Origin of the sequence: Pseudomonas sp. B329 (genome assembly GCF_023127835.1) — a bacterium.
Classification (GTDB): Bacteria; Pseudomonadota; Gammaproteobacteria; order Pseudomonadales; family Pseudomonadaceae; genus Aquipseudomonas; species Aquipseudomonas synxantha_A.
In genome coordinates, this window is record NZ_SPKP01000069.1 from 109,560 (window position 1) to 135,282 (window position 25,723).

Annotated in this window: 23 protein-coding genes; 14 read left to right on the forward strand and 9 right to left on the reverse strand. The window is 60.7% G+C overall.

Annotation, left to right across the window (positions count from 1 at the left end; genetic code table 11):
- Window positions 1–19 precede the first annotated feature (19 nt).
- From E4P00_RS28495 to pilM, 3 genes are read right to left on the reverse strand one after another with little or no spacing between them, the layout of a single operon-like run.
- Window positions 20–991 (reverse strand): pilus assembly protein PilP, encoded by a 972-nt coding sequence (locus tag E4P00_RS28495; protein ID WP_248133495.1) that lies wholly within the window; start codon window positions 989–991, stop codon window positions 20–22.
- Window positions 988–1,542, reverse strand: coding sequence for a PilN domain-containing protein (locus tag E4P00_RS28500; protein WP_005784037.1), 555 nt, complete (start codon window positions 1,540–1,542; stop codon window positions 988–990). The genes E4P00_RS28495 and E4P00_RS28500 overlap by 4 nt, the downstream gene beginning before the upstream one ends.
- Window positions 1,539–2,195: a type IV pilus assembly protein PilM gene (gene pilM, locus E4P00_RS28505; protein WP_032881135.1), complete on the reverse strand. Its 657-nt coding sequence runs from the start codon at window positions 2,193–2,195 to the stop codon at window positions 1,539–1,541. The genes E4P00_RS28500 and pilM overlap by 4 nt, the downstream gene beginning before the upstream one ends.
- 230 nt (window positions 2,196–2,425) lie before the next feature.
- On the opposite strand from pilM, the gene E4P00_RS28510 reads away from it, so the two are divergent.
- A complete protein-coding gene (locus E4P00_RS28510) occupies window positions 2,426–4,891 on the forward strand; it encodes a penicillin-binding protein 1A (protein WP_248133498.1) in 2,466 nt (821 codons plus the stop codon).
- Between the two features lie 145 nt (window positions 4,892–5,036).
- Here the strand turns inward: E4P00_RS28510 and E4P00_RS28515 are convergent, their stop codons facing one another.
- The 3 genes from E4P00_RS28515 to rpmE form a co-directional block, all read right to left on the reverse strand.
- On the reverse strand, window positions 5,037–6,305 hold the full coding sequence (locus E4P00_RS28515; RefSeq protein WP_005784034.1) for a malic enzyme-like NAD(P)-binding protein: 1,269 nt from the start codon (window positions 6,303–6,305) through the stop codon (window positions 5,037–5,039).
- Window positions 6,306–6,487: 182 nt separating this feature from the next.
- Window positions 6,488–7,294 (reverse strand): thermonuclease family protein, encoded by an 807-nt coding sequence (locus E4P00_RS28520; RefSeq protein ID WP_248133500.1) that lies wholly within the window; start codon window positions 7,292–7,294, stop codon window positions 6,488–6,490.
- A 14-nt stretch (window positions 7,295–7,308) separates the two neighbouring features.
- The gene (rpmE, locus tag E4P00_RS28525) at window positions 7,309–7,542 is read right to left on the reverse strand and encodes a 50S ribosomal protein L31 (protein ID WP_005784030.1); all 234 of its coding nucleotides are present in this window, start codon (window positions 7,540–7,542) and stop codon (window positions 7,309–7,311) included.
- 215 nt (window positions 7,543–7,757) lie between these two features.
- Between rpmE and E4P00_RS28530 the strand changes: the two genes are divergently transcribed.
- The 10 genes from E4P00_RS28530 (at window position 7,758) to E4P00_RS28575 (ending at window position 20,636) form a co-directional block, all read left to right on the forward strand.
- Window positions 7,758–9,977, forward strand: a complete 2,220-nt coding sequence (locus E4P00_RS28530; RefSeq protein ID WP_148853009.1) for a primosomal protein N' — start codon at window positions 7,758–7,760, stop codon at window positions 9,975–9,977.
- 153 nt (window positions 9,978–10,130) lie between these two features.
- A complete protein-coding gene (argS, locus tag E4P00_RS28535; protein WP_078820087.1) occupies window positions 10,131–11,867 on the forward strand; it encodes an arginine--tRNA ligase in 1,737 nt (578 codons plus the stop codon).
- A gap of 1 nt (window position 11,868) precedes the next feature.
- Window positions 11,869–12,570 (forward strand): SPOR domain-containing protein, encoded by a 702-nt coding sequence (locus E4P00_RS28540; protein WP_005784023.1) that lies wholly within the window; start codon window positions 11,869–11,871, stop codon window positions 12,568–12,570.
- A 258-nt stretch (window positions 12,571–12,828) separates the two neighbouring features.
- On the forward strand, window positions 12,829–13,359 hold the full coding sequence (gene hslV / locus E4P00_RS28545; protein WP_003171209.1) for an ATP-dependent protease subunit HslV: 531 nt from the start codon (window positions 12,829–12,831) through the stop codon (window positions 13,357–13,359).
- Between the two features lie 37 nt (window positions 13,360–13,396).
- Window positions 13,397–14,734 (forward strand): ATP-dependent protease ATPase subunit HslU, encoded by a 1,338-nt coding sequence (gene hslU / locus E4P00_RS28550; RefSeq protein WP_003171208.1) that lies wholly within the window; start codon window positions 13,397–13,399, stop codon window positions 14,732–14,734.
- Window positions 14,735–14,883: 149 nt separating this feature from the next.
- On the forward strand, window positions 14,884–15,261 hold the full coding sequence (locus E4P00_RS28555; RefSeq protein WP_078820086.1) for a DUF971 domain-containing protein: 378 nt from the start codon (window positions 14,884–14,886) through the stop codon (window positions 15,259–15,261).
- A gap of 249 nt (window positions 15,262–15,510) precedes the next feature.
- The gene (gene phaC, locus E4P00_RS28560) at window positions 15,511–17,190 is read left to right on the forward strand and encodes a class II poly(R)-hydroxyalkanoic acid synthase (protein ID WP_078820085.1); all 1,680 of its coding nucleotides are present in this window, start codon (window positions 15,511–15,513) and stop codon (window positions 17,188–17,190) included.
- A gap of 179 nt (window positions 17,191–17,369) precedes the next feature.
- The gene (gene phaZ / locus E4P00_RS28565) at window positions 17,370–18,215 is read left to right on the forward strand and encodes a poly(3-hydroxyalkanoate) depolymerase (RefSeq protein ID WP_005784015.1); all 846 of its coding nucleotides are present in this window, start codon (window positions 17,370–17,372) and stop codon (window positions 18,213–18,215) included.
- A 90-nt stretch (window positions 18,216–18,305) separates the two neighbouring features.
- On the forward strand, window positions 18,306–19,988 hold the full coding sequence (phaC, locus tag E4P00_RS28570) for a class II poly(R)-hydroxyalkanoic acid synthase (RefSeq protein WP_248133502.1): 1,683 nt from the start codon (window positions 18,306–18,308) through the stop codon (window positions 19,986–19,988).
- Window positions 19,989–20,015: 27 nt separating this feature from the next.
- Window positions 20,016–20,636 (forward strand): TetR/AcrR family transcriptional regulator, encoded by a 621-nt coding sequence (locus tag E4P00_RS28575; protein WP_248133504.1) that lies wholly within the window; start codon window positions 20,016–20,018, stop codon window positions 20,634–20,636.
- A gap of 174 nt (window positions 20,637–20,810) precedes the next feature.
- Here E4P00_RS28575 and E4P00_RS28580 read toward each other — a convergent pair whose 3' ends face one another.
- The 3 genes from E4P00_RS28580 to E4P00_RS28590 all read right to left on the reverse strand — a co-directional run bounded on the left by E4P00_RS28580 (window position 20,811) and on the right by E4P00_RS28590 (window position 22,562).
- Window positions 20,811–21,758, reverse strand: a complete 948-nt coding sequence (locus E4P00_RS28580; RefSeq protein WP_248133506.1) for a phasin family protein — start codon at window positions 21,756–21,758, stop codon at window positions 20,811–20,813.
- A gap of 12 nt (window positions 21,759–21,770) precedes the next feature.
- Entirely contained in the window at window positions 21,771–22,193 is a 423-nt protein-coding gene (locus E4P00_RS28585; RefSeq protein WP_032878324.1) for a phasin family protein, read from the reverse strand.
- A 93-nt stretch (window positions 22,194–22,286) separates the two neighbouring features.
- The gene (locus tag E4P00_RS28590) at window positions 22,287–22,562 is read right to left on the reverse strand and encodes a polyhydroxyalkanoic acid system family protein (protein WP_032878325.1); all 276 of its coding nucleotides are present in this window, start codon (window positions 22,560–22,562) and stop codon (window positions 22,287–22,289) included.
- A 145-nt stretch (window positions 22,563–22,707) separates the two neighbouring features.
- Here E4P00_RS28590 and ubiE point away from each other — a divergent pair, with 145 nt between their 5' ends.
- The 3 genes from ubiE to ubiB are packed head-to-tail and all read left to right on the forward strand — an operon-like array spanning window position 22,708 to window position 25,702.
- The gene (ubiE, locus tag E4P00_RS28595) at window positions 22,708–23,478 is read left to right on the forward strand and encodes a bifunctional demethylmenaquinone methyltransferase/2-methoxy-6-polyprenyl-1,4-benzoquinol methylase UbiE (RefSeq protein WP_003171186.1); all 771 of its coding nucleotides are present in this window, start codon (window positions 22,708–22,710) and stop codon (window positions 23,476–23,478) included.
- The gene (locus E4P00_RS28600; protein ID WP_078820081.1) at window positions 23,478–24,101 is read left to right on the forward strand and encodes an SCP2 domain-containing protein; all 624 of its coding nucleotides are present in this window, start codon (window positions 23,478–23,480) and stop codon (window positions 24,099–24,101) included. The genes ubiE and E4P00_RS28600 overlap by 1 nt, the downstream gene beginning before the upstream one ends.
- Entirely contained in the window at window positions 24,098–25,702 is a 1,605-nt protein-coding gene (gene ubiB, locus E4P00_RS28605) for a ubiquinone biosynthesis regulatory protein kinase UbiB (RefSeq protein ID WP_005783998.1), read from the forward strand. Before E4P00_RS28600 ends, ubiB begins: the two co-directional genes overlap by 4 nt.
- Window positions 25,703–25,723: the final 21 nt, after the last annotated feature.

Consider the following 25,723-nt stretch of genomic DNA (forward strand, 5'->3'; position numbering starts at 1 on the left):
TTTTCATTGTTTGATTCCGTTATGAGTTGACGTTCAACACAAGGGTTCGCGGGCGTTCGAGCCAGCCGCCCTGTTCATCGGGAAACCGTTCGACCAAGTGGATAGACCCCTCTTGAATGGCCGTGACCTGGCCATGATCCGGCCCCAGGTAATCACCAATCGTCAGCCGGTGCACCCTGGATCCGGCACGCAGCAGGGCAAAAGCCTGCGCCCCCAACGACAGCGTGCCGACCATTTTGAACTGATCGATGTTCATGCCTTCCAGCAGCCCCCGTGGCCGAGCGAGATCCGGCGCAAGGGCCGGTCGCCCCGGCACGCGAGTTACTTGCAAACCGGGCGGCTGAAACGGGTCGCGCACAAACGATGGGGTGTAGACCAATGGCTGGGCCGGGTCGAACGCTTCGCGGGCCTTGGCGCTTTGCGTGGTACGCCGATAGGTCTTTGCCAGCATGTTCAGACGCAGCAAGGCGCCGTCATGCCCCAGTGCAACATCCTGCACGGTGACGACGCGCGGTAACCCACCCAGGGCGCCGACGAATGCTGCCAAGTCGTGGTAGCCCCCGGTGACGCCGATTTGCATGGGTTGCTCGATATAGAGCTGACGAGGCTCTTCATCCAACACCGTGATGCCCTCGACCCATACTCCATTGGCAATCGCCAATCGGGCGATATCTTCAAGCAAGGCCGGCACCTCTGACTGGCCGGGCAATTGACGTAGAAGGCCTGTGACCTTGTCCTCCATTGCCCTGAACTGATCGGTGCGCGCCTCAAGGCTGGAGGCCAGTTCAGCTTTTTCCGCCAACTGCTGCTGTAGCGTTTGCTCCCGCGCCTCAAACCCATGCAATCGCTCACGTGACGAGCTCAGGTACGCAGCCTCTCCTATCAGCAGCACCAGGCCGGCCAGCCCACAGCCAAGCAGGACCTTGCCAGGCAAGGGCCATTTAGCAGCGTTGTAGAAGAGCGTGGGAAAATCGAGCCTGGGCAGGCTCATGGTTGCGCCTCGCTGGATTCCCCCTGGCGCACCATCAGTTGAAACTCACTTTCGCCGCGCGCTCCATCAGCCTGCACGCGCTGCAGACGAGTCGAACTGGAGCCCTGGGATGACTGCTTGAGCTGCTGCATCAACCGGGCAATGTCCTGGTTGCTTTCAGCCGTGCCGCGAATGCTGATGGTGTCACCGTTTGCGACCACCTCATGCAGATGGACACCTTCAGGCATTGCACGAGCCAATTGCTCGAACAGTCGGGCGCCGGAAGAGCGGGCGTCGTGCAGGTCCTGCACCACCTTCATGCGTTCGGCCAGTTGCTGGCTTCGTTCCTGCAGGTCGTCGATGGTCCTGATCCGCGAATCCTGGGTAGCCACCTCCTCACCCAAGCGGCTATTGCGGCTCACTTGCCGATCTATCGCCTGGTCAATCACCTGGTCAGCCAGCCACACAGCCGCCAGCGCCAGGCAGGCAAATGCCAGCAATAGCACCATGAAATACCTGCGCTTGCGCTCTGCCAGCGCCTGACGCCAAGGCAAAAGATTGATTCGTGTCATCCAGCGAAACTCCTCAGGGCCAACCCGCAAGCCACTCCCATCCCTTGGGCATCCACGGCCCATTGTGCACCATCGACTCGATGACCCGGCGTGAAGCTGGCAAAATCCTGACGGCAAGCGCGCTCCAATGCAAACCCTTCGACATCGACCACCCGCGGCACCAGCCCCGCCCGGGCTAAAACCGCCACTCGCGCCTGGACCTGCTCGCGCAGACAGGCCGCCAACATGACTTCAACCCACTGCGGCCCTTGGGCCGATGGGCCCTGGACCTGAAAGTCGATCGCCACCTCATCCAATGGATAAGGAATGAACTGGTCGGCTTCCATCTGGATCTTCCAGGCCATTTCTTCGTCGCGCAGGCCCGCATCCATCTCGATCAACCGCGTGATCACCGAAGGGCCCGCCACTGCCACAGCGGCGTGTCGAGCCGAAGTTCGCAGGCAGGATAACGCTTGTTGCAAAGCTCGCCCCACGCCCTCGACGTCCAGCAAGGCGCCATCGACGACCGCATGGGCGGGCAGCGCCTGGGTGGCATAGCCCTGGACACTGAAACCACCCGATGAACGGCTCAGCTCGATCAACTTGATACCGCTGTCATTGATGTCGACACCCAAGACGATGTCGGCTTTTCGCCTGAAAAATCCCTTTCCCATAAAACTCCCCAAAACTTTCCCTGTCATACCGGCTGTCATCTCGCTTGATTGCTGCCAGGCACCCTGCATTCGGTCGGCTTGTTCGAGGCACGCGAATGACGCCCCAAGCTGAAAAATGCTTTAATGCCCAGCGTTTTTTCCCGCTTTTTTATCTGCTGCCCGGGTCGATCCATCGTTTGCCATGCATCCCCGACGCGTAACTCATTCTTTTCTCTGGAAATCCAAAAGCCTTGATTCGTCTGCTGAAGTTTTTCGGGTACTCCATTGTCGCGATCGTCTGCGGGCTGCTGCTCGTACTCAGCGGGGCCTACCTCTACCTTAGTCCGGGTTTGCCCTCCGTAGAGGCCCTCAGAAGTATCCAGTTGCAGATTCCTTTGCGGGTCTACAGCAGCGACGAAAAACTGATCGCGGAGTTCGGCGAAATGCGCCGCACACCGATCCGTTTCGCCGACATTCCACCCAATTTCATCAGTGCATTGCTGTCGGCAGAAGACGACAATTTTGCCAACCACTACGGCGTCGACCCCAGCAGCCTGGTGCGTGCGGCCACGCAGTTGGTAAAGAGCGGACACATTCAATCCGGCGGCAGCACCATCACCATGCAGGTGGCGAAGAACTTCTTCCTCACCAGCGAGCGCAGTTTTTCGCGTAAAGCCACCGAGATCCTGCTGGCGCTACAGATTGAACGCCAACTGACCAAGGACGAAATCCTCGAGCTGTACGTCAACAAGATCTACCTGGGCAACCGCGCCTACGGCATTGAGGCCGCCTCCCAGGTCTACTATGGCAAATCGATTCGTGACGCCAGCCTGGCGCAGATGGCCATGATCGCCGGCCTGCCCAAGGCGCCGTCGCGCTTCAACCCGCTGGCCAACCCGGCGCGCAGTAAAGAACGTCGCGACTGGATCCTGGGGCGCATGTACAAGCTGGGCAAGATCGATCAGGCCGCTTATGAAAGCGCCGTGGCCGAGCCGCTGAACGCCAGCTATCACGTGCCGACGCCGGAAGTGAATGCACCGTACATCGCCGAAATGGCCCGCGCCGAAATGGTTGGCCGTTATGGCAGCGATGCCTACACCGAAGGCTTTCGCGTGACCACGACGGTTCCGAGCAACTTGCAGGAAATCGCCAACCACTCCGTACACGAAGGCTTGATCACCTATGATCAACGTCACGGCTACCGCGGCCCCGAGTCGCGCCTGCCGGGCAAGACCCTGAGTGCCTGGACCACCGAACTGGGCAAACAGCGCTCGATCAGCGGCCTGGAGCCGGCCATCGTCACCGAGGTGACCAAAGACGGCATTCAAGTGCTGACCCGCGCCGGTGAAGCCCACGTGGCGTGGGACAGCATGAAATGGGCGCGCCCGTTCCTGAACACCAACAGCATGGGGCCGATGCCCAAGCAGCCGTCCGACGTGGCCAAGGTGGGTGATTTGATCCGCGTGCAACGCCAGAAGGATGACAGCCTCAAGTTCAGCCAGGTGCCGGTCGCCCAAGGCGCCCTGGTATCCCTCGATCCGCAGAACGGCGCAATCCGCGCACTGGTCGGCGGTTTCGCCTTTGAGCAGAGCAACTACAACCGTGCGATACAGGCCAAGCGCCAGCCGGGTTCAAGTTTCAAGCCATTCGTCTACAGCGCCGCACTGGACAACGGCTACACCGCCGCCAGCCTGGTCAACGACGCACCGATCGTGTTTGTCGATGAATACCTGGACAAGGTCTGGCGGCCGAAGAACGACACCAACACCTTCCTCGGCCCGATCCGCATTCGCGAGGCGTTGTACAAGTCTCGCAACCTGGTATCGATCCGCCTGCTGCAGGCCATGGGCGTAGGCAAGACCATCGACTACATGACGCGCTTCGGCTTCGCCAAGTCGGACTTGCCGCCCAACCTGTCCCTGGCGCTGGGTACCGCAACCCTTACGCCGATGGAAATCGCCACCGGCTGGAGCACCTTTGCCAACGGCGGCTACAAGATCGCGCCGTACCTGATCGACAAGATCGAAAGCCGCAATGGCGACACCCTGTTCACCGCCAACCCACCACGGGTGCCCGGTGATGTGGTCAATGGTGTGGCGGCAACCGATGGTCTCGCAGCACCGGGTAACGGCGGCATTACCATCGAGCCCACGCCAGGCACAGCGCCGGCCGCAAACGCTCCCGCAACGACCGAGCCGCAAGCGCCAGCGGTTGCCGAGCGCATCGTGGATGGCCGCACCACCTATATCCTCAACAGCATCCTGCAGGACGTGATCAAGAAGGGCACCGGCCGCCGCGCACTGGCCCTGGGCCGTGCGGATATCGCGGGTAAAACCGGTACCACCAACGAGTCCAAGGATGCCTGGTTCTCCGGCTACAACGGCGACTACGTGACCACGGTATGGACTGGCTACGACCAGCCGGAAAGCCTGGGCCGCCGTGAGTTTGGCGGCACCGTCGCCCTGCCGATCTGGATGAGCTACATGGGCGCCGCGCTCAAGGACAAGCCGCTGCACACCCAGCCTGAACCGGAAGGCATCCTGAGCCTGCGCATCGACCCGGTGAGTGGACGTGCGGCGTCGCCGAGTACGCCGAATGCTTACTTCGAGCTGTTCAAGAGCGAAGACACGCCGCCGTCAGTTAACGAGTTGGGCAATGGCGTGGTGCCGGGCAGCCCGCTACCGGCGGATGAAGGCGCGCCGATCGATTTGTTCTGACCCGATCCAAGACGCAACATAGATCCAAATGTGGGAGGGGGCTTGCTCCCTCCCACATTTGACCTCTATAGGCTTCAAGAGAATTGCCATAAAAAAAGCCCCGACTCATTCGAGCCGGGGCTTTTTGTTGGTGCGCTATAACGGCTTAGCCGTTGAACACATCATCCACGCTTTGCAGCGGGTAGTTCTTTGGATACGGCAGGGTTGCTACACCGGTCTCGATCGCGGCCTTGGCCACGGCATCGGAGATCAGGGTGATCAGGCGCTTATCCATTGGTTTTGGAATGATGTACTCACGACCGAATTCCAGCTTGGCACCACCGTAGGCGTCGCACACATCCTGAGGCACCGGCAGCTTGGCCAGTTCACGCAGGGCGTTGGCAGCCGCTACTTTCATTTCTTCGTTGATGCGCTTGGCGCGAACGTCCAGGGCACCACGGAAGATGAACGGGAAGCCCAGTACGTTGTTGACCTGGTTCGGGTAGTCCGAACGGCCGGTAGCCATGATCACGTCGCTACGGGTGGCGTGAGCCAGCTCAGGCGAGATTTCCGGATCCGGGTTGGAGCAGGCGAACACGATCGGGTTCGGCGCCATGGATTTCAGGCCTTCGGCGCTCAGCAGGTTCGGGCCGGACAGGCCGACAAACACGTCGGCACCGTCGAGGGCATCAGCCAGGGTGCGCTTGGAGGACGGGTGGGCGAACATCGCCTTGTACTGGTTCAGGTCGGTACGCTCGGACTGGATCACGCCCTTGCTGTCGACCATGTAGATGTTTTCCAGCTTGGCGCCCATGCTGATGATCAGCTTCATGCAGGAAATGGCCGCAGCACCGGCGCCCAGGCAGACGATCTTCGCCTCACCCAGGGTTTTGCCGGCGATTTCCAGGGCGTTGATCATGCCGGCCGCGGTAACGATCGCGGTGCCGTGCTGGTCATCGTGGAATACCGGGATGTCGCACTGTTCGATCAGGGCCTTTTCGATCTCGAAGCACTCAGGTGCCTTGATGTCTTCCAGGTTGATGCCACCGAAGGTGATGGAAATGCGCTTGACCGTGTCGATGAAAGCCTGCGGGCTCTCGGAATCGACTTCGATGTCGAAAACGTCGATGCCGGCGAAGCGCTTGAACAGCACGCCTTTACCTTCCATGACTGGCTTGGAAGCCAATGGGCCGAGGTTACCCAGGCCAAGGATCGCGGTGCCATCGGAAATCACTGCAACCAGGTTGCCCTTGCCGGTGTACTTGTACGCCAGTTCTGGGTCACGGGCGATTTCACGTACGGGCTCGGCAACACCAGGGCTGTAGGCCAGCGACAGGTCGCGAGCAGTGGCAGTGGCTTTGGTGAGCTCTACACTCAGCTTTCCTGGACGAGGATGGGCATGGTATTCGAGAGCGGCAGTTTTCAAATCAGACATATCGGCATTCCGCTTTTACTGTTGGTCGACGGACCGCCGAGGATACGCGTGTCGCAAAGTCCCTACAAGACTGGGCAGTCACAGGTGTCAAGGGCCCTGGGCTACGACTTTTGGCCAAGAGCCACGGGATACAAGGGCTCAACTGTTCACAATCCAAATAAAAAATGTCTACAATTTTTTATTCAAAGCGTCGATTTCAGCATGCCGGGATCGGTTATTGGCAGGAGCCAGCGTGATTGACCTCTTTTCAAACCCCCACGGCGGGAGCGATCCTGCACCCAGCCGCGCGCTTCAATAGTGCGACCTTGCAGACCGTTGAGCATGGCCGGATCGAACTGACTGATCAGTTCGGGGGCAATACGTAATACCAGTGAACCCTGGATTTCAATCCAGATGCCACCGCGATTGCGCTCGATCTTGCTGACCCGGCCAGTTACCAGCGCAAACCCGGAGCGCTTGAGTTGTGCCACCGTTTGCACCGGCGATTGGCGCCACAGCCCCAGGCGCGCCTGGCGGGCGCTGTTTTCCGCCGCCTGCTGGCAGGTGGCGAGGTCTACATTCGGCGCCACCCCCACCTGGAAGCCCAAGCCCTCGGCGAGCAATTGCGCTTCCAGGTTCTCGCCATTGGCGCCGTAGAGGTGGGCCAGGGTGCGGCCGTAATGATCCTTGCCCTCGCGGCCAGGCACCAAACCGACACGCCCATCACTGGCCTGCACCAACGCTTGTAGACGCTGGCGGGCGGCGACGGCAAACGGCTCGTCAGTACGACCCTTCTTGCCGGTTTCCGGCGCATTGAGGCCGATCATCCGCACGCTGCGGCCATCCTTGAGGCGTACGGTGTCGCCGTCCACCACGCGCTGCACTTCTACCCGCGCCACGGAAGCGGGTGCCGGGCAGAATACCGCGGCCTGGGCGGTTGCCAGCCAAATCCCGGGCACAAAAAAGGCGCCCGCAAGGGACGCCTTTTTCAACAGCTGGCAAAAGCCCATAAGGCTTTTGAGCCTTACTCTGCTGGAGTAGCAGCAGGCTTCTTGCCGAAAGCACCAAAGCGATCTGCGAAGCGCTGTACACGGCCGCCGGTGTCCAGAGTTTTCTGCTTACCGGTGTAGAACGGGTGGCACTCGTTGCATACGTCAGTACCCAGTGGCTTGCACAGGTTCGAACGAGTTTCGAACTTGTTGCCGCAGCTGCAGGTAACTTCGATGGTTTCGTACGCTGGATGGATATCGGCTTTCATGGCACTTCCTCGGGCTAGCGTGCCGCCACTCGACACTATTGTCGAATACCGCACGTAATTAGGCCGCGGATTCTACCAGACCTTTTTAAACGCGCAAGCGGCGCTACTGACCAAAAACCTCCTTTCATCAGAAAACCATGGCATACCCAAGCCCTCCCCGCTCTGCTAGGCTCGCGCCCCTGCACCACTGCCTGCCTTTATATGAGATGCCCCGCGTGCCCGACGCCATTTTGCGCCTAGCCCTGCCCTCCCCCCTGCGCCGCCTGTTCGATTACCGGGCCCCGGCTGGAGTGCTGCGGACGCAGTTGCAGCCGGGGATGCGCGTGCGTGTGCCGTTTGGGCGCAGGGAAATGATCGGCATTCTGGTGGAGGTCACGGACCACAGCGAGGTCCCGGCGGAAAAGCTCAAGCCGGCCCTGGCCATCCTCGACGCCACACCGCCACTGCCGCCGGCACTGTTCAAGCTGTGCCTGTGGACTGCGCAGTATTACCAGCACAGCTTGGGCGATACCTTGAGCTGGGCGCTGCCGGTGCTGCTGCGCCAGGGCGAACTGGCCGAAGCGCGCCAGGAGCGTTTCTGGTCGATGGTGCCCGGCGCGCGCCTCGACGACCCGCGCATCGCCCGCGCCCCGCGCCAGCGCGAAGCCCTGGCCACATTGGCCCAGCACCCCCATGGCGTGGCCCACCAGTTGTTGAGCAAGCTGATGCTGAGCAAGGACAGCCTCGACCTGCTGCTGGCCAAGGGACTGGTGCAGGTGGAAATCCGCAAGCACGCCCCAGACCCACGCCACGAACATTGGCTGGCCCAGCCGGAGCTGCCGCTGAACCCCGAGCAACGCGCTGCCTATGAGGCGATTCGCGCCGGTTTCGACAGCTTCCACGCCTTCCTTCTGGCTGGCGTCACCGGCAGCGGCAAGACCGAAGTGTATTTGCAACTGATCCGCGAAACCCTGCAGGCCGGCAAGCAGGCACTGGTGCTGATCCCGGAGATCAACCTGGGCCCACAGACCCTGGCGCGTTTCGAGCAGCGCTTCAACGCGCGCATCGCCCTGGTGCACTCAGCGGTCAATGACCGTGAGCGCCTGGAGTCGTGGCTGGCAGCGCGGGACGGCGAGGCAGACATCATTATCGGCACCCGTTCGGCGCTGTTCACCCCAATGAAAAACCCCGGGCTGATCATCATCGACGAGGAGCACGACGGCTCCTATAAACAGCAGGAAGGCCTGCGTTACCACGCCCGCGACCTGGCGCTGGTACGCGCACGTCAGGAAGACATCCCGATTGTGCTGGGTTCGGCCACGCCGTCCCTGGAAAGCCTGCATAACGCCTACACCGGCCGCTATGGCCTGCTACGCATGAACGAGCGCGCCGGCGGCGCCAAACAACCGCGCTTCCTGCGCCTGGACGTGAAAAGCCGCCCGCTGGACAGCGGTATTTCCGGTCCGATGCAACAGGCCATCGGCCAGACCCTCGCCGCGGGCCAGCAAGTATTGGTGTTTCTCAACCGTCGCGGCTTTGCCCCGACACTGCTGTGCCATGACTGCGGCTGGATGTCCGAGTGCGAGCGCTGCGATGCGCGCATGACCGTGCACCAGCGCCACGGCGAATTGCGTTGCCATCACTGCGGTCATGTAGAGCGGGTGCCACGCCATTGCCCGCAGTGCGGCAAGGTCGACCTGCGCCCGGTAGGGGCCGGCACCGAGCGCGCCGAAGAGCGCCTGGGCATTCTGTTCCCGGATTACCCGGTGCTACGGGTCGACCGCGACAGCACGTCGCGCAAAGATGCAATGAACCAGTTGTTTGCCACCATTCAGAAAGGCCAACCGTGCATTCTGATCGGCACGCAGATGCTCGCCAAAGGGCACCACTTCCCACGGGTGACCCTGGTGTCGATCCTGGATGCCGACGGCGGGTTGTTCTCCGGGGATTTCCGCGCCAGCGAACGCATGGCGCAGTTGATCGTGCAGGTGGCAGGGCGCGCCGGACGCGCCGAAGAGCCGGGCAAGGTGATTATCCAGACGCACCTGGCCGACCACCCGCTGCTGATTCAACTGACGGAACAAGGCTATTTTGCCTTCGCCGAGCAGGCCTTGAGTGAACGCCGCGCTGCCGGCTTGCCACCCTTTGCGCACTTGGCGTTGCTGCGTGCCGAAGCCCACAAACCCGGCCAGGCCGAAGGTTTCCTCGATCAAGCCTGCAGCGTGGCCGAACGTTTGCTCGGCGAGCTGGGCCTGAGCGGTATCGAGTTGCTCGGCCCCGTGCCTGCGCCCATGGAGCGGCGTGCCGGACGTTACCGGGCTCAGCTACTCTTGCAGGCAACCTCTCGCGCACCGCTGCATCGCCTGCTAAGTAGCTGGATGCTTGAGCTGGAGCAAATGCCTAGCGGCCGGCAAGTGCGATGGTCTCTGGATGTAGATCCGGTAGACCTGTATTGAATTTCCCTGTGGCGAGGGAGCTTGCTCCCTCGCCACAGGTTAATCGTCTATAGAGACCCGACGAAGGTTGGCAAGCCCGCCCTCGCCACGGATAATGCCCAGTTTTTCCACCTGCGCATCGCGCGCCGCCGCTTGCGGTCGAAAGAGAACACCATGAAAGACACCATTCGCCAGCTGATCCAACAAGCCCTCACCCAACTCGTCAACGAAGGTGTGTTGCCTGAAGGCCTGTCGCCGGCGATCCAGGTGGAGAACACCCGCGACAAGACCCACGGCGACTTCGCCAGCAACATCGCGATGATGCTGTCCAAGCCGGCCGGTATGAAACCCCGCGACCTGGCGGAAAAAATCATTGCCGCGCTGCCGGCTGACGCCAGTGTGACCAAAGCCGAAATCGCCGGCCCGGGCTTTATCAACTTCTTCCAGAACACCCAGGCCTTGGCTTCGCGCCTGGACGCAGCCCTGGCCGATGCCAAAATCGGCGCACACAAGGCTGGCGACACCCAACGCGTGGTCATCGACCTGTCGGCGCCGAACCTGGCCAAAGAGATGCATGTCGGTCACCTGCGCTCCACCATCATCGGCGACGGTGTGGCGCGGGTGCTGGAGTTCCTCGGCGACACCGTGATCCGCCAGAACCACGTCGGCGACTGGGGTACCCAGTTCGGTATGTTGATGGCCTACCTGCAGGAAAACCCGATCACCAGCAACGAGCTGGCCGACCTGGAGAACTTCTACCGCGCCGCCAAGAAGCGCTTCGACGAATCCGAAGAGTTTGCCGACCGCGCCCGTGGCCTGGTGGTCAAACTGCAAGCTGGCGACCAGGAATGCCTGGCGCTGTGGAACCGCTTCCGGGAAATTTCCCTGTCCCACTGCCAGGAAATCTACGAACTGCTCAACGTGAAACTGACCATGGCCGACGTGATGGGCGAAAGCGCCTACAACGACGACCTGATCAACGTGGTCAACGACCTCAAGGCCAAGGGCCTGCTGGTCGAGAGCAACGGCGCGCAGTGCGTGTTCCTCGAAGAATTCAAGACCGCCGACGGCGAGCCGCTGCCGGTGATCATCGTCAAGGCCGATGGCGGCTATCTCTACGCCACCACCGACCTGGCTGCCGTGCGCTATCGCAGCGGCGTGCTCAAGGCCGACCGGGCGCTGTACTTCGTCGACCAACGCCAGGCCCTGCACTTCCAGCAAGTGTTTGAAGTGGCCCGTCGTGCCGGCTTCGTCACCCACCCGATGCACATGGAACACATGGGTTTCGGCACCATGAACGGCGCCGATGGCCGCCCGTTCAAGACCCGCGACGGCGGTACCGTAAAGCTGATCGACCTGCTGACCGAAGCCCAGGAACGCGCCTACAGCCTGGTGAAGGAAAAGAACCCGGAGCTGGCCGAGGCCGACCTGCGCAATATCGCCCGCGTGGTGGGCATTGGCGCAGTGAAATACGCCGACCTGTCCAAGCACCGCACCAGCGACTACAGCTTCAACTTCGACCTGATGCTCAACTTCGAAGGCAACACCGCGCCGTACCTGCTGTACGCCTACACCCGCGTGGCCGGCGTATTCCGCAAGCTGGGCAAGGACTTCAGCGAAGTCGAAGGCCAGATCGCGCTGGACGCCGCCCACGAACAGGAACTGGCGGCCAAGCTCGCGCAATTTGGCGAAGTGCTCAACAGCGTTGGCGAAAAAGGCACGCCGCACATCCTGTGCACCTATTTGTACGAAGTGGCCGGCCTGTTCTCCAGTTTCTACGAGAACTGCCCGATCCTGACCGCCGACGACGAAGCCCAGAAACAAAGTCGCCTGCGCCTTGCCGCATTGGCTGGACGCACCCTCAAGCAAGGCCTGGAACTCTTGGGCCTGGAAACTCTGGAGCGTATGTAAGTTGGCTGCCAAGAAAAAACCTGCACCCAAACGCGGCGCCAGCCGTTATCAGGCCCCGGCGAAGCAGCCGATCCCGGGCTGGCTGTGGATGGCCATCGGCCTGACGGTCGGTGCCTTCGTTGTGTTTCTGATGAAGCTGGAGCCTGGCCAGGGCGATGACGTCAAGCGCGTCAAACAGGAGCAGCAGAAGGCCACGAAAATTGCCGAGGCCAACAAGACTGCGCCAAGCCCGACCGCACCGGTGAAGCCGAAATACGACTTCTACACGCTGCTGCCGGAATCGGAAGTGATCGTGCCGCCCGACGCCGTGCCGGAGAAAACCCTGCCGACCCCGCAAGTGCCGACCACGCCCGTAACCCCAGCGGAAGCGGCGAAAATCGATACGGCTCGCGCCCAGGCTGCACTGGCCGGCATCACTCCGCCGCCAGCACCGCCAGTGGCAGCGACCAAGGCCGCGCCTGTGACCAAGTTCTTCCTGCAAGCCGGCTCGTTCCCGAAACAGGCGGATGCCGATCGTGTGCGTGCACAGATCATTCTGTTGGGCCAATCGGTCTCGGTTGAGTCCGGCACGGTGAAGGACGCGACCTGGTATCGCGTATTGGTGGGGCCGTTCAGCAACCGTGAGCAACTGACCGTGGCGCAGAAACAATTGGCCGGGGCCGGGTTTAGCAATCTGTTGTTACAACAGCGCCAGAGCCGCTGATTTCGAAGACATAGCAGGGCTAATGTGGGAGGGGGCTTGCCCCCGATGGCGGTATATCAGTCAATATATTCAGCGACTGACACACCGCGATCGGGAGCAAGCCCCCTCCCACATTTGGTTTTGCGGTGTTCTTGAATAGGTGTCGGATCAATAAACACCACTCGTCCGCGCACCCGTCCTACGGTTGAAATCCCCCTCGCCACCCCCATATGAGTTCTCATCAGGGCATTTTCGCCCCGCTGCGTGGAGACTCTCCCCTTGACCACCATCGTTTCAGTACGTCGCCACGGCAAAGTCGTCATGGGCGGCGACGGCCAGGTTTCCCTGGGCAACACCGTGATGAAAGGCAACGCGAAAAAAGTGCGTCGCCTGTACCACGGCCAGGTACTTGCCGGTTTCGCAGGCGCTACCGCCGACGCCTTTACCCTCTTCGAACGCTTCGAAGGCCAGCTTGAGAAACATCAGGGCCACCTGGTGCGCGCCGCTGTCGAACTTGCCAAAGAATGGCGCACCGACCGCTCCCTCAGCCGCCTGGAGGCCATGCTCGCTGTCGCGAACAAAGATGCTTCGCTGATCATCACCGGTAACGGCGACGTGGTTGAACCCGAACATGGCCTGATCGCCATGGGTTCCGGCGGTGGCTATGCCCAAGCGGCAGCCAGCGCGCTGCTGAAGAAAACCGACCTGTCGGCCCGTGAGATCGTCGAGACCGCTCTGGGTATCGCCGGCGATATCTGCGTGTTCACCAACCACAACCAGACCATTGAGGAGCAGGACCTCGCCGAGTAAGCCGTAGGCTTATTCCCGCTTGAGGCCGCCAGACACTATGTCCATGACCCCCCGCGAAATCGTCCATGAACTCAATCGCCATATCATCGGCCAGGACGATGCCAAGCGCGCCGTTGCCATTGCGCTGCGTAACCGCTGGCGCCGGATGCAACTGCCGGAAGAGCTGCGCGTTGAAGTAACGCCCAAGAACATCCTGATGATCGGCCCCACCGGCGTCGGTAAAACCGAGATCGCCCGGCGCCTGGCCAAACTGGCCAATGCACCGTTCATCAAGGTCGAAGCGACCAAATTCACCGAAGTCGGCTATGTGGGCCGTGATGTCGAGTCGATCATCCGTGACCTGGCCGATGCCGCCCTGAAGATGCTGCGCGAACAGGAAGTGACCAAGGTCAGCCACCGTGCTGAAGACGCAGCGGAAGAGCGCATCCTCGACGCCCTGCTGCCACCGGCCCGCATGGGTTTCAACGAAGACGCCGCACCGTCGTCGGATTCCAATACTCGCCAGCTGTTCCGCAAGCGCCTGCGTGAAGGCCAGCTGGATGACAAGGAAATCGAGATCGAAGTGGCTGAAGTGTCCGGCGTGGATATTTCTGCCCCGCCTGGCATGGAAGAAATGACCAGCCAGTTGCAGAACCTGTTCGCCAACATGGGCAAGGGCAAGAAGAAAAGCCGCAAGCTCAAGGTGAAAGAAGCGCTGAAGCTGGTGCGCGACGAAGAAGCCGGGCGCCTGGTCAATGAGGAAGAACTCAAGGCCAAGGCCCTGGAAGCGGTCGAGCAGCACGGCATCGTGTTTATCGATGAGATCGACAAAGTGGCCAAGCGTGGCAACTCCGGTGGCGTCGATGTATCCCGCGAAGGTGTGCAGCGTGACCTGTTGCCGCTGATCGAAGGCTGCACAGTCAACACCAAGCTGGGCATGGTCAAGACTGACCACATTCTGTTTATCGCTTCCGGTGCGTTCCACCTGAGCAAGCCAAGCGACCTGGTGCCCGAGCTGCAAGGCCGCCTGCCGATTCGCGTGGAACTCAAGGCGCTGACCCCTGGCGACTTCGAGCGCATCCTCAGCGAACCCCACGCCTCGCTCACCGAGCAGTACCGTGAGTTGCTGAAAACCGAGGGCCTGGGTATCGAGTTCCAGGCGGACGGTATCAAGCGTTTGGCGGAAATCGCCTGGCAGGTCAACGAGAAGACCGAGAACATCGGTGCCCGACGCCTGCATACCTTGCTTGAGCGCTTGCTTGAGGAAGTGTCGTTCAGTGCCGGCGACATGGCGGGTGCGCAGAATGGTGAAGCGATCAAGATCGATGCTGACTACGTCAACAGCCACTTGGGCGAATTGGCGCAGAACGAAGACTTGTCTCGTTATATCCTGTAAGCCTCACACAGAACTGCTTTGCTTCAAATGTGGGAGGGGGCTTGCTCCCGATGGCGGTGTATCAGTATCAGATGAGCTGACTGACACACCACCATCGGGAGCAAGCCCCCTCCCACATTTTCAAGCCGGTTTATTCAGGAGCATCCCATATGGTCAAGTTTCCTACTGCAGTAAACCTGCACAAAACCTCCAATACCCTTGGCCTGACTTACGGGCCGGATGAAACCTACCAACTGCCCGCCGAATTCCTGCGGGTTCACTCGCCTTCGGCCGAGGTTCAGGGCCACGGCAAGCCCATCCTGCAATTCGGCAAGCTCAATGTCAGGTTGACCCAGGTCGAACCGGCCGGCCAGTACGCACTGAAATTGACCTTCGATGACGGCCATGACAGCGGACTGTTCACTTGGGACTACCTCTATCAGTTGGCCGTACGTCAGGACGCGCTATGGGCCGACTACCTGGCCGAGCTCAAAGCGGCCGGAAAAACCCGCGACCCGAGTGAGTCGGTCGTGCGGCTGATGCTCTAGCACAGGCATCTTGGTCTTTAGAGCGCATTTTCTAATTTCATCTGCTTGAATGCCCTGTCGCGTGGCCAATGATCGGCCCGCTTGCGAAAAAAAATAAACTCGGGTAACCAATGGAGCTGGCAAGTTCCCTGCATTTGACGATGCGGTATCAACGGTCACCCGGGTCGCAGTACCAGGCTGGTGTCGTGTATCGAAATTGGGTGCGCAGCAATCGCCGGTACTCGTCTTTCGGACAATGGAGCGTCGTAGATGAGTAACAAGAATAACGATGACTTGAAACGCCAGGCCTCGGAAAACACCCTGGGGCTGAACCCGATCATCGCGTTACGCAAAAAGGATTTATTGGCCTCGGCCAAGATGGTGCTGACCCAAGCCATCAAGCAGCCGTTGCACAGCGTCAAGCACGTCGCCCACTTTGGCGTCGAGTTGAAGAATGTGATGTTCGGCAAATCCCAACTGGTACCTGAAGGCGATGACCGTCGCTTCAACGACCCGGCCTGGAGCCAGAACCCGCTGTACAAACGTTATTTGCAGACTTACCTGGCGTGGCGCAAGGAACTCCACGACTGGATCGACGACAGCAACCTGCCGGCACAAGACATCAGCCGTGGCCACTTCGTGATCAACCTGATGACCGAAGCCATGGCCCCCACCAACAGTGCGGCCAACCCGGCGGCGGTCAAGCGCTTCTTTGAAACCGGCGGCAAAAGCCTGCTCGACGGTTTGTCCCACCTGGCCAAGGACATGGTGCACAACGGCGGTATGCCGAGCCAGGTCAACATGGGCGCCTTTGAGGTCGGCAAGACCCTGGGCACCAGCGAAGGTGCGGTGGTGTTTCGCAACGATGTGCTGGAGCTGATCCAGTACAAGCCCATCACCGAGCAGGTACACGAGCGCCCACTGCTGGTGGTGCCGCCGCAGATCAACAAATTCTACGTATTCGACCTGTGCCCGGAAAAGAGCCTGGCGCGTTTCTGCCTGCGCAATGGGCAACAGACCTTTATCGTCAGTTGGCGCAACCCCACCAAGGCCCAGCGCGAGTGGGGGCTCTCTACTTATATCGAGGCGCTCAAGGAAGCAGTCGATGTGGTCACGGCAATTACCGGCAGCAAGGACGTGAATATGCTCGGCGCCTGCTCCGGTGGCATCACCTGCACCGCACTGCTGGGCCACTACGCGGCGCTGGGCGAGAAGAAGGTCAACGCCCTGACCCTGTTGGTGAGCGTGCTGGACACCACCCTGGACACCCAGGTGGCACTGTTTGTCGACGAGCAGACCCTGGAAGCAGCCAAGCGCCATTCCTATCAGGCCGGCGTGCTGGAAGGCCGCGACATGGCCAAGGTGTTTGCATGGATGCGCCCCAACGACCTGATCTGGAACTACTGGGTCAATAACTACCTGCTGGGCAACGAACCGCCGGTGTTCGACATCCTGTTCTGGAACAACGACACCACCCGCTTGCCGGCCGCTTTCCATGGCGACCTGATCGAACTGTTCAAGAACAACCCACTGGTACGCGCCAACGCCCTGGAAGTGTGCGGCACGCCCATCGACCTCAAGCAGGTCACTGCCGACATCTACTCCCTGGCCGGCACCAACGACCACATCACGCCGTGGCAGTCGTGCTACAAGTCGGCGCAGTTGTTTGGCGGCAAGGTCGAGTTCGTGCTGTCCAGCAGTGGGCACATCCAGAGCATCCTCAACCCGCCAGGCAACCCCAAGGCGCGCTACCAGACCAGCGAGGGCTTGTCGGGCAGTGCGTTGCAGTGGCAGGAGAACGCCACCAAGCACACCGATTCGTGGTGGCTGCACTGGCAGGCGTGGCAGGCGGAGCGGGCGGGGAAGTTGAAAAAAGCCCCGACAATATTAGGCAATAAAACCTATGCCGCCGCCGAAGCGGCGCCGGGTACCTATGTACATGAGCGGTAGATTGGAATGAGATCCAAATGTGGGAGGGGCGGTGCGACGATTCGACTTGCTCCCGATAGGGATGGATCAGTGTCAGGTGTGCTCAATGACACACCGCCATCGGGAGCAAGTCGAATCGTCGCACCGCCCCTCCCACATTTTGACTGTATTCCTCCTGTAACACTTCACAGGGCTTGAGCATGGCGCAACCGTTCATCTTCCGTACCATCGACCTGGATGGCCAGACCATCCGCACGGCGGTACGCCCGGGCAAGCCGCACTTGACCCCGCTGCTGATCTTCAACGGCATCGGCGCCAACCTTGAGCTGGTGTTCCCGTTCGTCCAGGCCCTGGACCCGGACCTGGAAGTGATTGCGTTCGATGTGCCCGGCGTTGGCGGTTCCTCGACGCCGAAGCGGCCCTATCGCTTCCCCGGCCTGGCCAGGCTCACCGCGCGTATGCTCGATTACCTCGACTACGGCCAGGTGAACGCCGTGGGTGTGTCCTGGGGCGGGGCACTGGCGCAGCAGTTCGCCTATGACTACCCGGAACGCTGCAAGAAGCTGATCCTGGCGGCCACAGCTGCCGGGGCCTTTATGGTGCCGGGCAAACCCAAAGTGCTGTGGCTGATGGCCAGCCCCCGGCGTTATATCCAACCCTCCCATGTGGTGCGCATCGCGCCGATGATTTATGGCGGCTCGTTCCGCCGCGATTCGAACCTGGCCGCCGAACATGCGAGCAAAGTGCGCTCGGCTGGCAAGCTGGGTTACTACTGGCAATTGTTCGCCGGGCTGGGCTGGACCAGCATTCATTGGCTGCACAAAATCCGCCAGCCCACCCTGGTATTGGCCGGGGACGATGACCCGCTGATCCCGCTGGTCAACATGCGCATGCTCGCCTGGCGCATCCCCAATGCGCAGTTGCACATCATCGATGACGGGCACCTGTTCCTGATCACCCGGGCTGAAGCCGTGGCGCCGATCATCATGAAGTTTCTCGAAGAGGAGCGCTTGCGCGCAGTGATACATCCGCGACCGGCGGTGTGAAGGACCACACCACCGCGCAAGTTGCCAGGAACCGACTATGGTTCTGGATTGGCGTGCCTGCTTGATGTCTTGACGAAGGAGTGTTGGCTCATGCGAGAAAGACCCGTGACGAACCCGGCGCCCACCCCCGCTGCGTTCATCAACGCACAAAATGCGATCACCGGCCTGCGCGGCCGCGACCTGCTGTCAACCCTGCGCACCGTCGCCGCGCACGGGCTGCGCAACCCGGTGTACACCGCCCGCCACGCCCTGGCCCTGGGCGGCCAACTGGGCCGTGTGCTGCTGGGTGAGACCGTGCACGAGCCCAACCCCAGGGACAATCGCTTCAGCGACCCCACCTGGAAGCTCAACCCGCTGTACCGGCGCAGCTTGCAAGCCTATCTGAGCTGGCAGAAACAGACGCGGCAGTGGATCGATGACAGCACCCTCAGTGACGATGATCGCGCGCGTGCGCAGTTCGCCTTCGCCCTGCTCAACGACGCCGTCTCCCCTTCCAACACCCTGCTCAACCCGCTGGCGATCAAGGAGTTGCTCAACTCCGGCGGCAACAGCGTGGTGCGCGGCGTGAGTAACCTGTTCGAAGACCTGCTGCACAACAACGGTTTGCCCCGCCAGGTCAGCAAACACGCCTTCGAAGTCGGCAAGACGGTGGCGACCACGCCCGGTTCGGTAGTGTTTCGCAACGAACTGCTGGAGCTGATCCAGTACAAGCCCATGAGCGAAAAACAGTACGCCAAGCCGCTGCTGGTGGTGCCGCCGCAAATCAACAAGTACTACATCTTCGACCTCAGCCCGGCCAACAGCTTTGTGCAATATGCCCTTAAAAATGGCCTGCAAACCTTCATGATCAGTTGGCGCAACCCGGACGTGCGGCATCGCGAATGGGGCCTGTCCACCTACGTGGCGGCGTTGGAGGAGGCACTGAATGTCTGCCGGGCCATCACCGGCGCCCGCGAGGTCAACCTGATGGGCGCCTGCGCCGGTGGCCTGACCATCGCCGCCCTGCAAGGCCACCTGCAAGCCAAGCGCCAGCTGCGGCGCATCTCCAGCGCCAGTTACCTGGTGAGCCTGCTCGACAGCCAGATCGACAGCCCCGCAACCTTGTTCGCTGACGAACAAACCCTGGAAGCCGCCAAGCGCCGCTCCTACCAGGAGGGCGTACTGGACGGCCGTGACATGGCCAAGGTGTTTGCCTGGATGCGCCCCAACGACCTGATCTGGAACTACTGGATCAACAATTACCTGCTGGGCAAGGAGCCGCCGGCCTTCGACATCCTGTACTGGAACAACGACAACACGCGCCTGCCCGCCGCCTTGCACGGCGACCTGCTGGACTTCTTCAAGCACAACCCCCTGAGCCATCCCGGTGGCCTGGAGGTGTGCGGCACGCCCATCGACTTGCGCAAGGTCACGGTGGACAGCTTCAGCGTGGCCGGGATCAACGACCACATCACACCGTGGGACGCGGTGTATCGCTCCACCCAACTGCTGGGCGGCGAGCGGCGCTTTGTGCTGTCCAACAGCGGGCATATCCAGAGCATCCTCAACCCGCCGGGCAACCCCAAGGCCAACTACGTCGAGAACCTCAAGCTGAGCAGTGACCCGCGTGCCTGGTACTACGACGCCCGGCATGTCGAAGGCAGCTGGTGGCCGCAGTGGCTGGAATGGGTACAACAACGCTCCGGGGTACAACGCGAAACGCTTACCGCCCTGGGCAACCAGAACTACCCACCGATGGAAGCAGCGCCAGGCACTTATGTGCGGGTGCGTTGAGCTCAACGATCACATTAAGAAGACTGGATGAAGACCCGCGACCGTATCCTTGAATGTGCCTTGCAGTTGTTCAACCACAAGGGCGAACCGAACGTATCGACCATGGAGGTGGCCAATGAAATGGGGATCAGCCCCGGCAACCTCTACTACCACTTCCACGGCAAAGAGCCGTTGGTGCTGGGGCTGTTCGAGCGCTTTCAATGCGAGTTGGCGCCATTGCTCGATCCTCCCGCCGATGCGCAACTGGAGGCCGAGGATTACTGGCTGTTCCTGCACCTGATTGTCGAACGCATGGCCCACTATCGCTTCCTGTTCCAGGACCTGTCGAACCTGGCCGGGCGCCTGCCGAAGCTGGCCAAGGGCATTCGCAACCTGCTCACGGCGCTCAAGCGCACCCTGGCCTCATTGTTAGCGCGGTTGAAAGCCGCGGGGCAACTGGTCAGTGACACCCAGGCGCTGGGACAGCTGGTGGAACAGATCACCCTAACCCTGCTGTTTTCCCTGGATTACCAACGGATTCTGGACCGTGAGGGTGAGGTGCGAGTGGTGGTGTACCAGATCATGATGCTGGTGGCCCCCCATCTGTTACCGACGGCGCGGAAGGCGACTGAGAAGTTCGCCTTGAAATATCTGGATGACACTGATTAAACATGTGGGAGCGGGCTTGCCCGCGATAGCGTTGGATCAGCCAATGCCTGTATGACTGACACTCCGCCATCGCGGGCAAGCCCGCTCCCACATTGGAAATGCAGCGTTTTTTAGGCTTGCATAAAAAAACGCCCGGTCTTCGCAGACCGGGCGTTTTTTTGTGTCCCGGAAAAATCAGGACTGACTGGATGGCGTCGGGGTGACCGGCGTTGCAGTCGGGGTAGCAGCCGTATGCGTCGGTGCGGACACCGAGTTGGCGGTAGAAGCGGCCGGTGCTGGCGCCGCTGCCGGCTTGGCCGCTGCGGCAGGCTTTGCTGCTGCCGGTTTTTTCGCTACCGCAGGCTTTTTGGCCGCTGCAGGTTTGGCCGCAGGCTTGGCTGCTGGTTTCGCAGCAGCGGGCTTGGCAGCAGGTTTGGCAGCAGCGGTTTTAGCCGCAGGTTTGGCAGCCGGTTTAGCCGCAGGTTTCGCGGCGGCTTTAGCGGCCACTGGCTTAGCGGCAGGCTTGGTGGCCGGTTTGGCGGCAGCGGTTTTAGCCGCGGGCTTGGCCGCAGGTTTCGTAGCGGCTTTGGCTGGTGCTTTGGCAGCGGGTTTTGCAGCCGGCTTGGCGGCGGCTTTAACCAGAGGCTTGGCGGCAGTTTTCGCGGCGGGTTTTGCAGCGGCTGTTTTAGCCGCAGGTCTGGCAGCCGGTTTTGCTGCAGGCTTGGCCGCGGCGGTCTTGGCAGGAGCCGCTTTGGCGCCGGTCAGTTTTTCAATTTGCTTGGTCAAGGTATCGACCTTGCTGTGCAGCGTCTTCAATTCAGCCTTGCTGGGTACGCCCAGTCGCGAAATTGCACTATTGAGGCGCTTGTCGAAGGTTTCTTCCAACTTGCCCCAAGTGTCAGAAATGCTCGACTTGGCCGAACCGGCAGTTGCCTTGGCCGCGTCCACTTTTTTACCGACTGTGCTCTTGGTCAACTTCTCGGCCTTCTCGCCGTCCTTGACCAGAGTCTCGAAGTATTTACCGCCGTCACTGCTAACCTTCGAGTACACGCCTAAACCAGCAAGCCAGATTTTGCGGGAATATTTTTCAACTTCCCCGACCCACGAGCTGCCTTCTTTCTGAGTAGTCTTTTTAACAGCCATCCCGATGTCTCCTTAGTGTTTACGCGCGACACGTTCGAGCAATGCCGTCAGCTCTTCGAGCTTAGCAGAGAGTGTCTCCACGTCATGTTTAGACGCAATGCCGATTCGATTCAAGGCACTTGCAACACGCGTGTCAAAAGCTTTTTCAACTTTATCCAGCTGAACTTCAACCAAGCCCCTGACGCCGGAGACGTTACTCTTTACTTGATCAATCTGACTGTTGGCGGCATCAAGTTGTTCAACTACAACTTTTTTACCTTTACTTTCAACGCGTTGGCCGCTCTTGACCAGCTCTTTGAAGTATTCGCCGCCCTCGCTGCCGACCTTTGCATAGGCACCAAGGCCCGCCAGCCAGATCTTGCGGGCATAGCTTTTAACCTCACTCAGGGGGGTGGTTTGAACGTCGATTTTTTTCTTCAAAATAACTTTGGCCATGGTGCACCTCACGCAAAAAGGGTGGAGGACGGCCCGCAGGAGTTGAGGGCTTGGGCACAAAGTAGGGGTTAAAATTAGAATCGGCACCCTAAGTCAGGCCAACGCCTTATCCAAGGCTTTTTCGATTTCGGACTTGATCGTGCCACTCATGGCCGACATCAACAGGCCGAGTTCTACCTCGATGCGCAGCGTGTCATCGGCCACCGCGACGGTGCCCTTAACCCCGGAACGTTTCAGCTTCAGGGTATCGCCGGCCCATGAAGACTCCACACCATATTTATCCTCGAGTTTGCGCGCCAATTGCTCAGCCTTGGCCCGCGCCTGTTCTTTCCCCAGGGTATGTTCACGCTCAACGGTAATACGGGCCATTGCAATGACTCCTCTTTATAACGACTCGGAACACCCGCCATGCGGCAAATGGCCTCGGTGAGCATCTATCTTACCTGCAGCCTTGCCAAGACAAAGTAGGCCTTGGGGATTATCATGTCCCGCATTCTCTTTTGGTGACAGCGATATGACTGATCAGCGCAAAGGCAGCGATGCCGAACCCACCACTCACTTCGGTTTCAAGAACGTCCCGGAAAGCCAGAAAGCGGAAAAAGTCGCTGAGGTGTTTCACTCCGTGGCGGCCAAGTACGACCTGATGAATGACGTGCTTTCCGGCGGCATGCACCGTCTGTGGAAGCGCTTCACCATCGAGTTGTCGGGCGTACGCACCGGCAACCGGGTACTGGATATCGCCGGCGGCACGGGCGACCTGGCCGCCAAGTTCTCCAAACTGGTCGGCCCCACCGGTCAGGTGGTTTTGGCCGATATCAACGGTTCGATGCTCAAGGTCGGCCGCGATCGCCTGCTCGACAAAGGTGTGGCCGGCAATATCGAGTTCGTCCAGGCCGACGCTGAGAAGCTGCCGTTCCCCGACAACCATTTCGACTGCGTGACCATCGCCTTCGGCCTGCGCAACGTCACTCACAAGGAGGACGCGATCCGCTCGATGCTGCGTGTCCTCAAGCCGGGTGGCCGCCTGCTGGTGCTGGAGTTCTCCAAGCCGACCAACGCGCTGATGTCCAAGGTCTACGACACTTACTCGTTCGCCTTCATGCCGCTGATGGGCAAGTTGATCACCAATGACGCCGAGAGCTACCGCTACCTGGCCGAATCCATCCGCATGCACCCCGACCAGGAAACCCTGAAGTCAATGATGGTGGAGGCCGGTTTCGACCGCGTGACCTATCACAACATGACCTCCGGCATCGTTGCCTTGCACCGAGGTATCAAACCCTGATGCTGCTCGCAGGCCTTCTCGCAAGCGTCGAACATGGCCTCAACCGTGTTCTGCGCCTGGACAGCACCGCCCTGGCACGGCTCGCGCACTTGAACGGCAAAGTCATTGCCGTCGACTGCCGCAGCCCCGCTGTGCAGCTGTTTATCCTGCCCAGCGATGAAGGCTTGCTGCTCGCCACTCAATGGGCCGCCGACGCCGACTGCACCTTGCGTGCGCCGGCCTCCAGCCTGTTGCACCTGGCCCTGAGCCGCAACAAGACCGCCATCCTCCACAGCCCCGAGGTGGAGCTGGAAGGCGACAGTGCGGTGCTGATGGATCTGGCCGCCGTGCTGCAGGACCTGGAGCTGGATTGGGAATACGAACTCTCGCGCTGGATCGGCCCGGTCGCCACCCAGTTGCTCAGCGGGCACCTGCGCAGCCGCTCGCGCTGGTACCAGCAAGGGTTCGCCAGCCTGAACCAGAACCTCGCCGAATACCTGAGCGAAGAATCGCGCACCCTGGTCGGGCAACGGGAAGCGCAAGCGCGCTTTCGTGATCTCGACAAGGCCAAAATCGACCTGGAACGCCTCGAGGCCCGCTTCGAACGCCTGAGCCGCTCCCTTGATCCAAGCGATAACGCATGAAGCTGCTCGCCGTCCGCCGTTTGTTTCGTATCCAGCGCGTCGTAATCCGTTACCGCCTCGATGACCTGCTGTTTGCCCTGCCCCTGCCCTGGTTCCTGCTGGCGGTGCGTTATGTGCTGCCGTGGCGCTGGTTCCCGCGCAAACAGCTGGAGCTCAGCCGAGGCGCGTGCCTGCGCCTGGCGTTGCAGGATCTGGGGCCGATCTTTATCAAGTTCGGGCAGATCCTCTCCACCCGCCGCGACTTGCTGCCTGAAGACATCGCCGACGAACTGATGCTGTTGCAGGACCGTGTGCCGCCTTTCGATTCACAGCAGTCGATGGCGTTGATCGAAGAACAACTGGGCCAGAAGATCAGCGAGGTGTTCAGCCGCTTCGATGTCGAGCCCCTGGCCTCGGCCTCGGTCGCGCAGGTCCACGCCGCACAGCTCAAGACCGGCGAAGAGGTGGTGGTAAAAGTCATTCGCCCGGGCCTCAAGCCGATCATCGGCCAGGACCTGGCGTGGCTGTTTATCCTGGCTCGGGCGGCCGAACGTTTTTCTGCCGACGCGCGTCTGCTGCACCCGGTGGATGTGGTCGCCGACTACGAAAAAACCATCTACGACGAGCTCGACCTGCTGCGCGAAGCGGCCAACGCCAGCCAATTGCGACGCAACTTCGAAGGCTCGCAACTGCTGTACGTGCCACAAGTGTATTGGGACTGGTGCCGGCCGAAAGTGCTGGTGATGGAGCGCATCTACGGCGTGCAGGTCACCGACCTGGCCACCCTCGCCGACCAGCGCACCGACATGAAGATGCTCGCCGAACGCGGGGTGGAGATCTTCTTTACCCAAGTATTTCGCGACAGTTTCTTCCACGCCGACATGCACCCCGGCAACATCTTCGTCAGCACCGTCAATCCGTGGAGCCCGCAGTACATCGCGATCGACTGTGGCATCGTCGGCAGCCTGACCCCGGAAGACCAGGACTACCTGGCGCGCAACCTGTTTGCTTTCTTCAAGCGCGACTACCGCCGCGTGGCGCAGTTGCACATTGATTCAGGTTGGGTGCCGGCGGAAACCAAGCTCAACGAATTCGAAGCGGCGATCCGTACCGTATGCGAACCGATCTTTGAAAAACCGTTAAAAGATATTTCCTTCGGTCAGGTGCTGATGCGCCTGTTCCAGACTGCGCGGCGCTTCAATATGGAAGTACAACCGCAGTTGGTGCTGCTGCAAAAAACCCTGCTCAACATCGAAGGCCTGGGCCGCCAGTTGTATCCGGACCTCGATCTGTGGAACACCGCGCAACCGTTCCTGGAGCGCTGGATGCGTGAGCGGATGAGCCCGAAGACCATGTTGGGCAACCTGCACAGCCAGTTCGAACAACTGCCGCACCTGGCCAACATGACCCGCGATCTACTGGAGCGCATGTCCCAGCCCCACGCCAAAGACCCCGAGCCGCCTTGGCGCAAGCGCAAGGACGACTGGTTCCTGCGCCTGCTCGGCGCCGCGCACCTGGTGGGCGGTGTGATGCTGGTGATCGGCGGGCCGCTGAATCAACTGGGTCACTGGCCAGCCGGAATCATGGTGGCGGTGGGTGTTTATCTGATCGTGCGTCGATAGCCAATCCGGTTATACACTGTC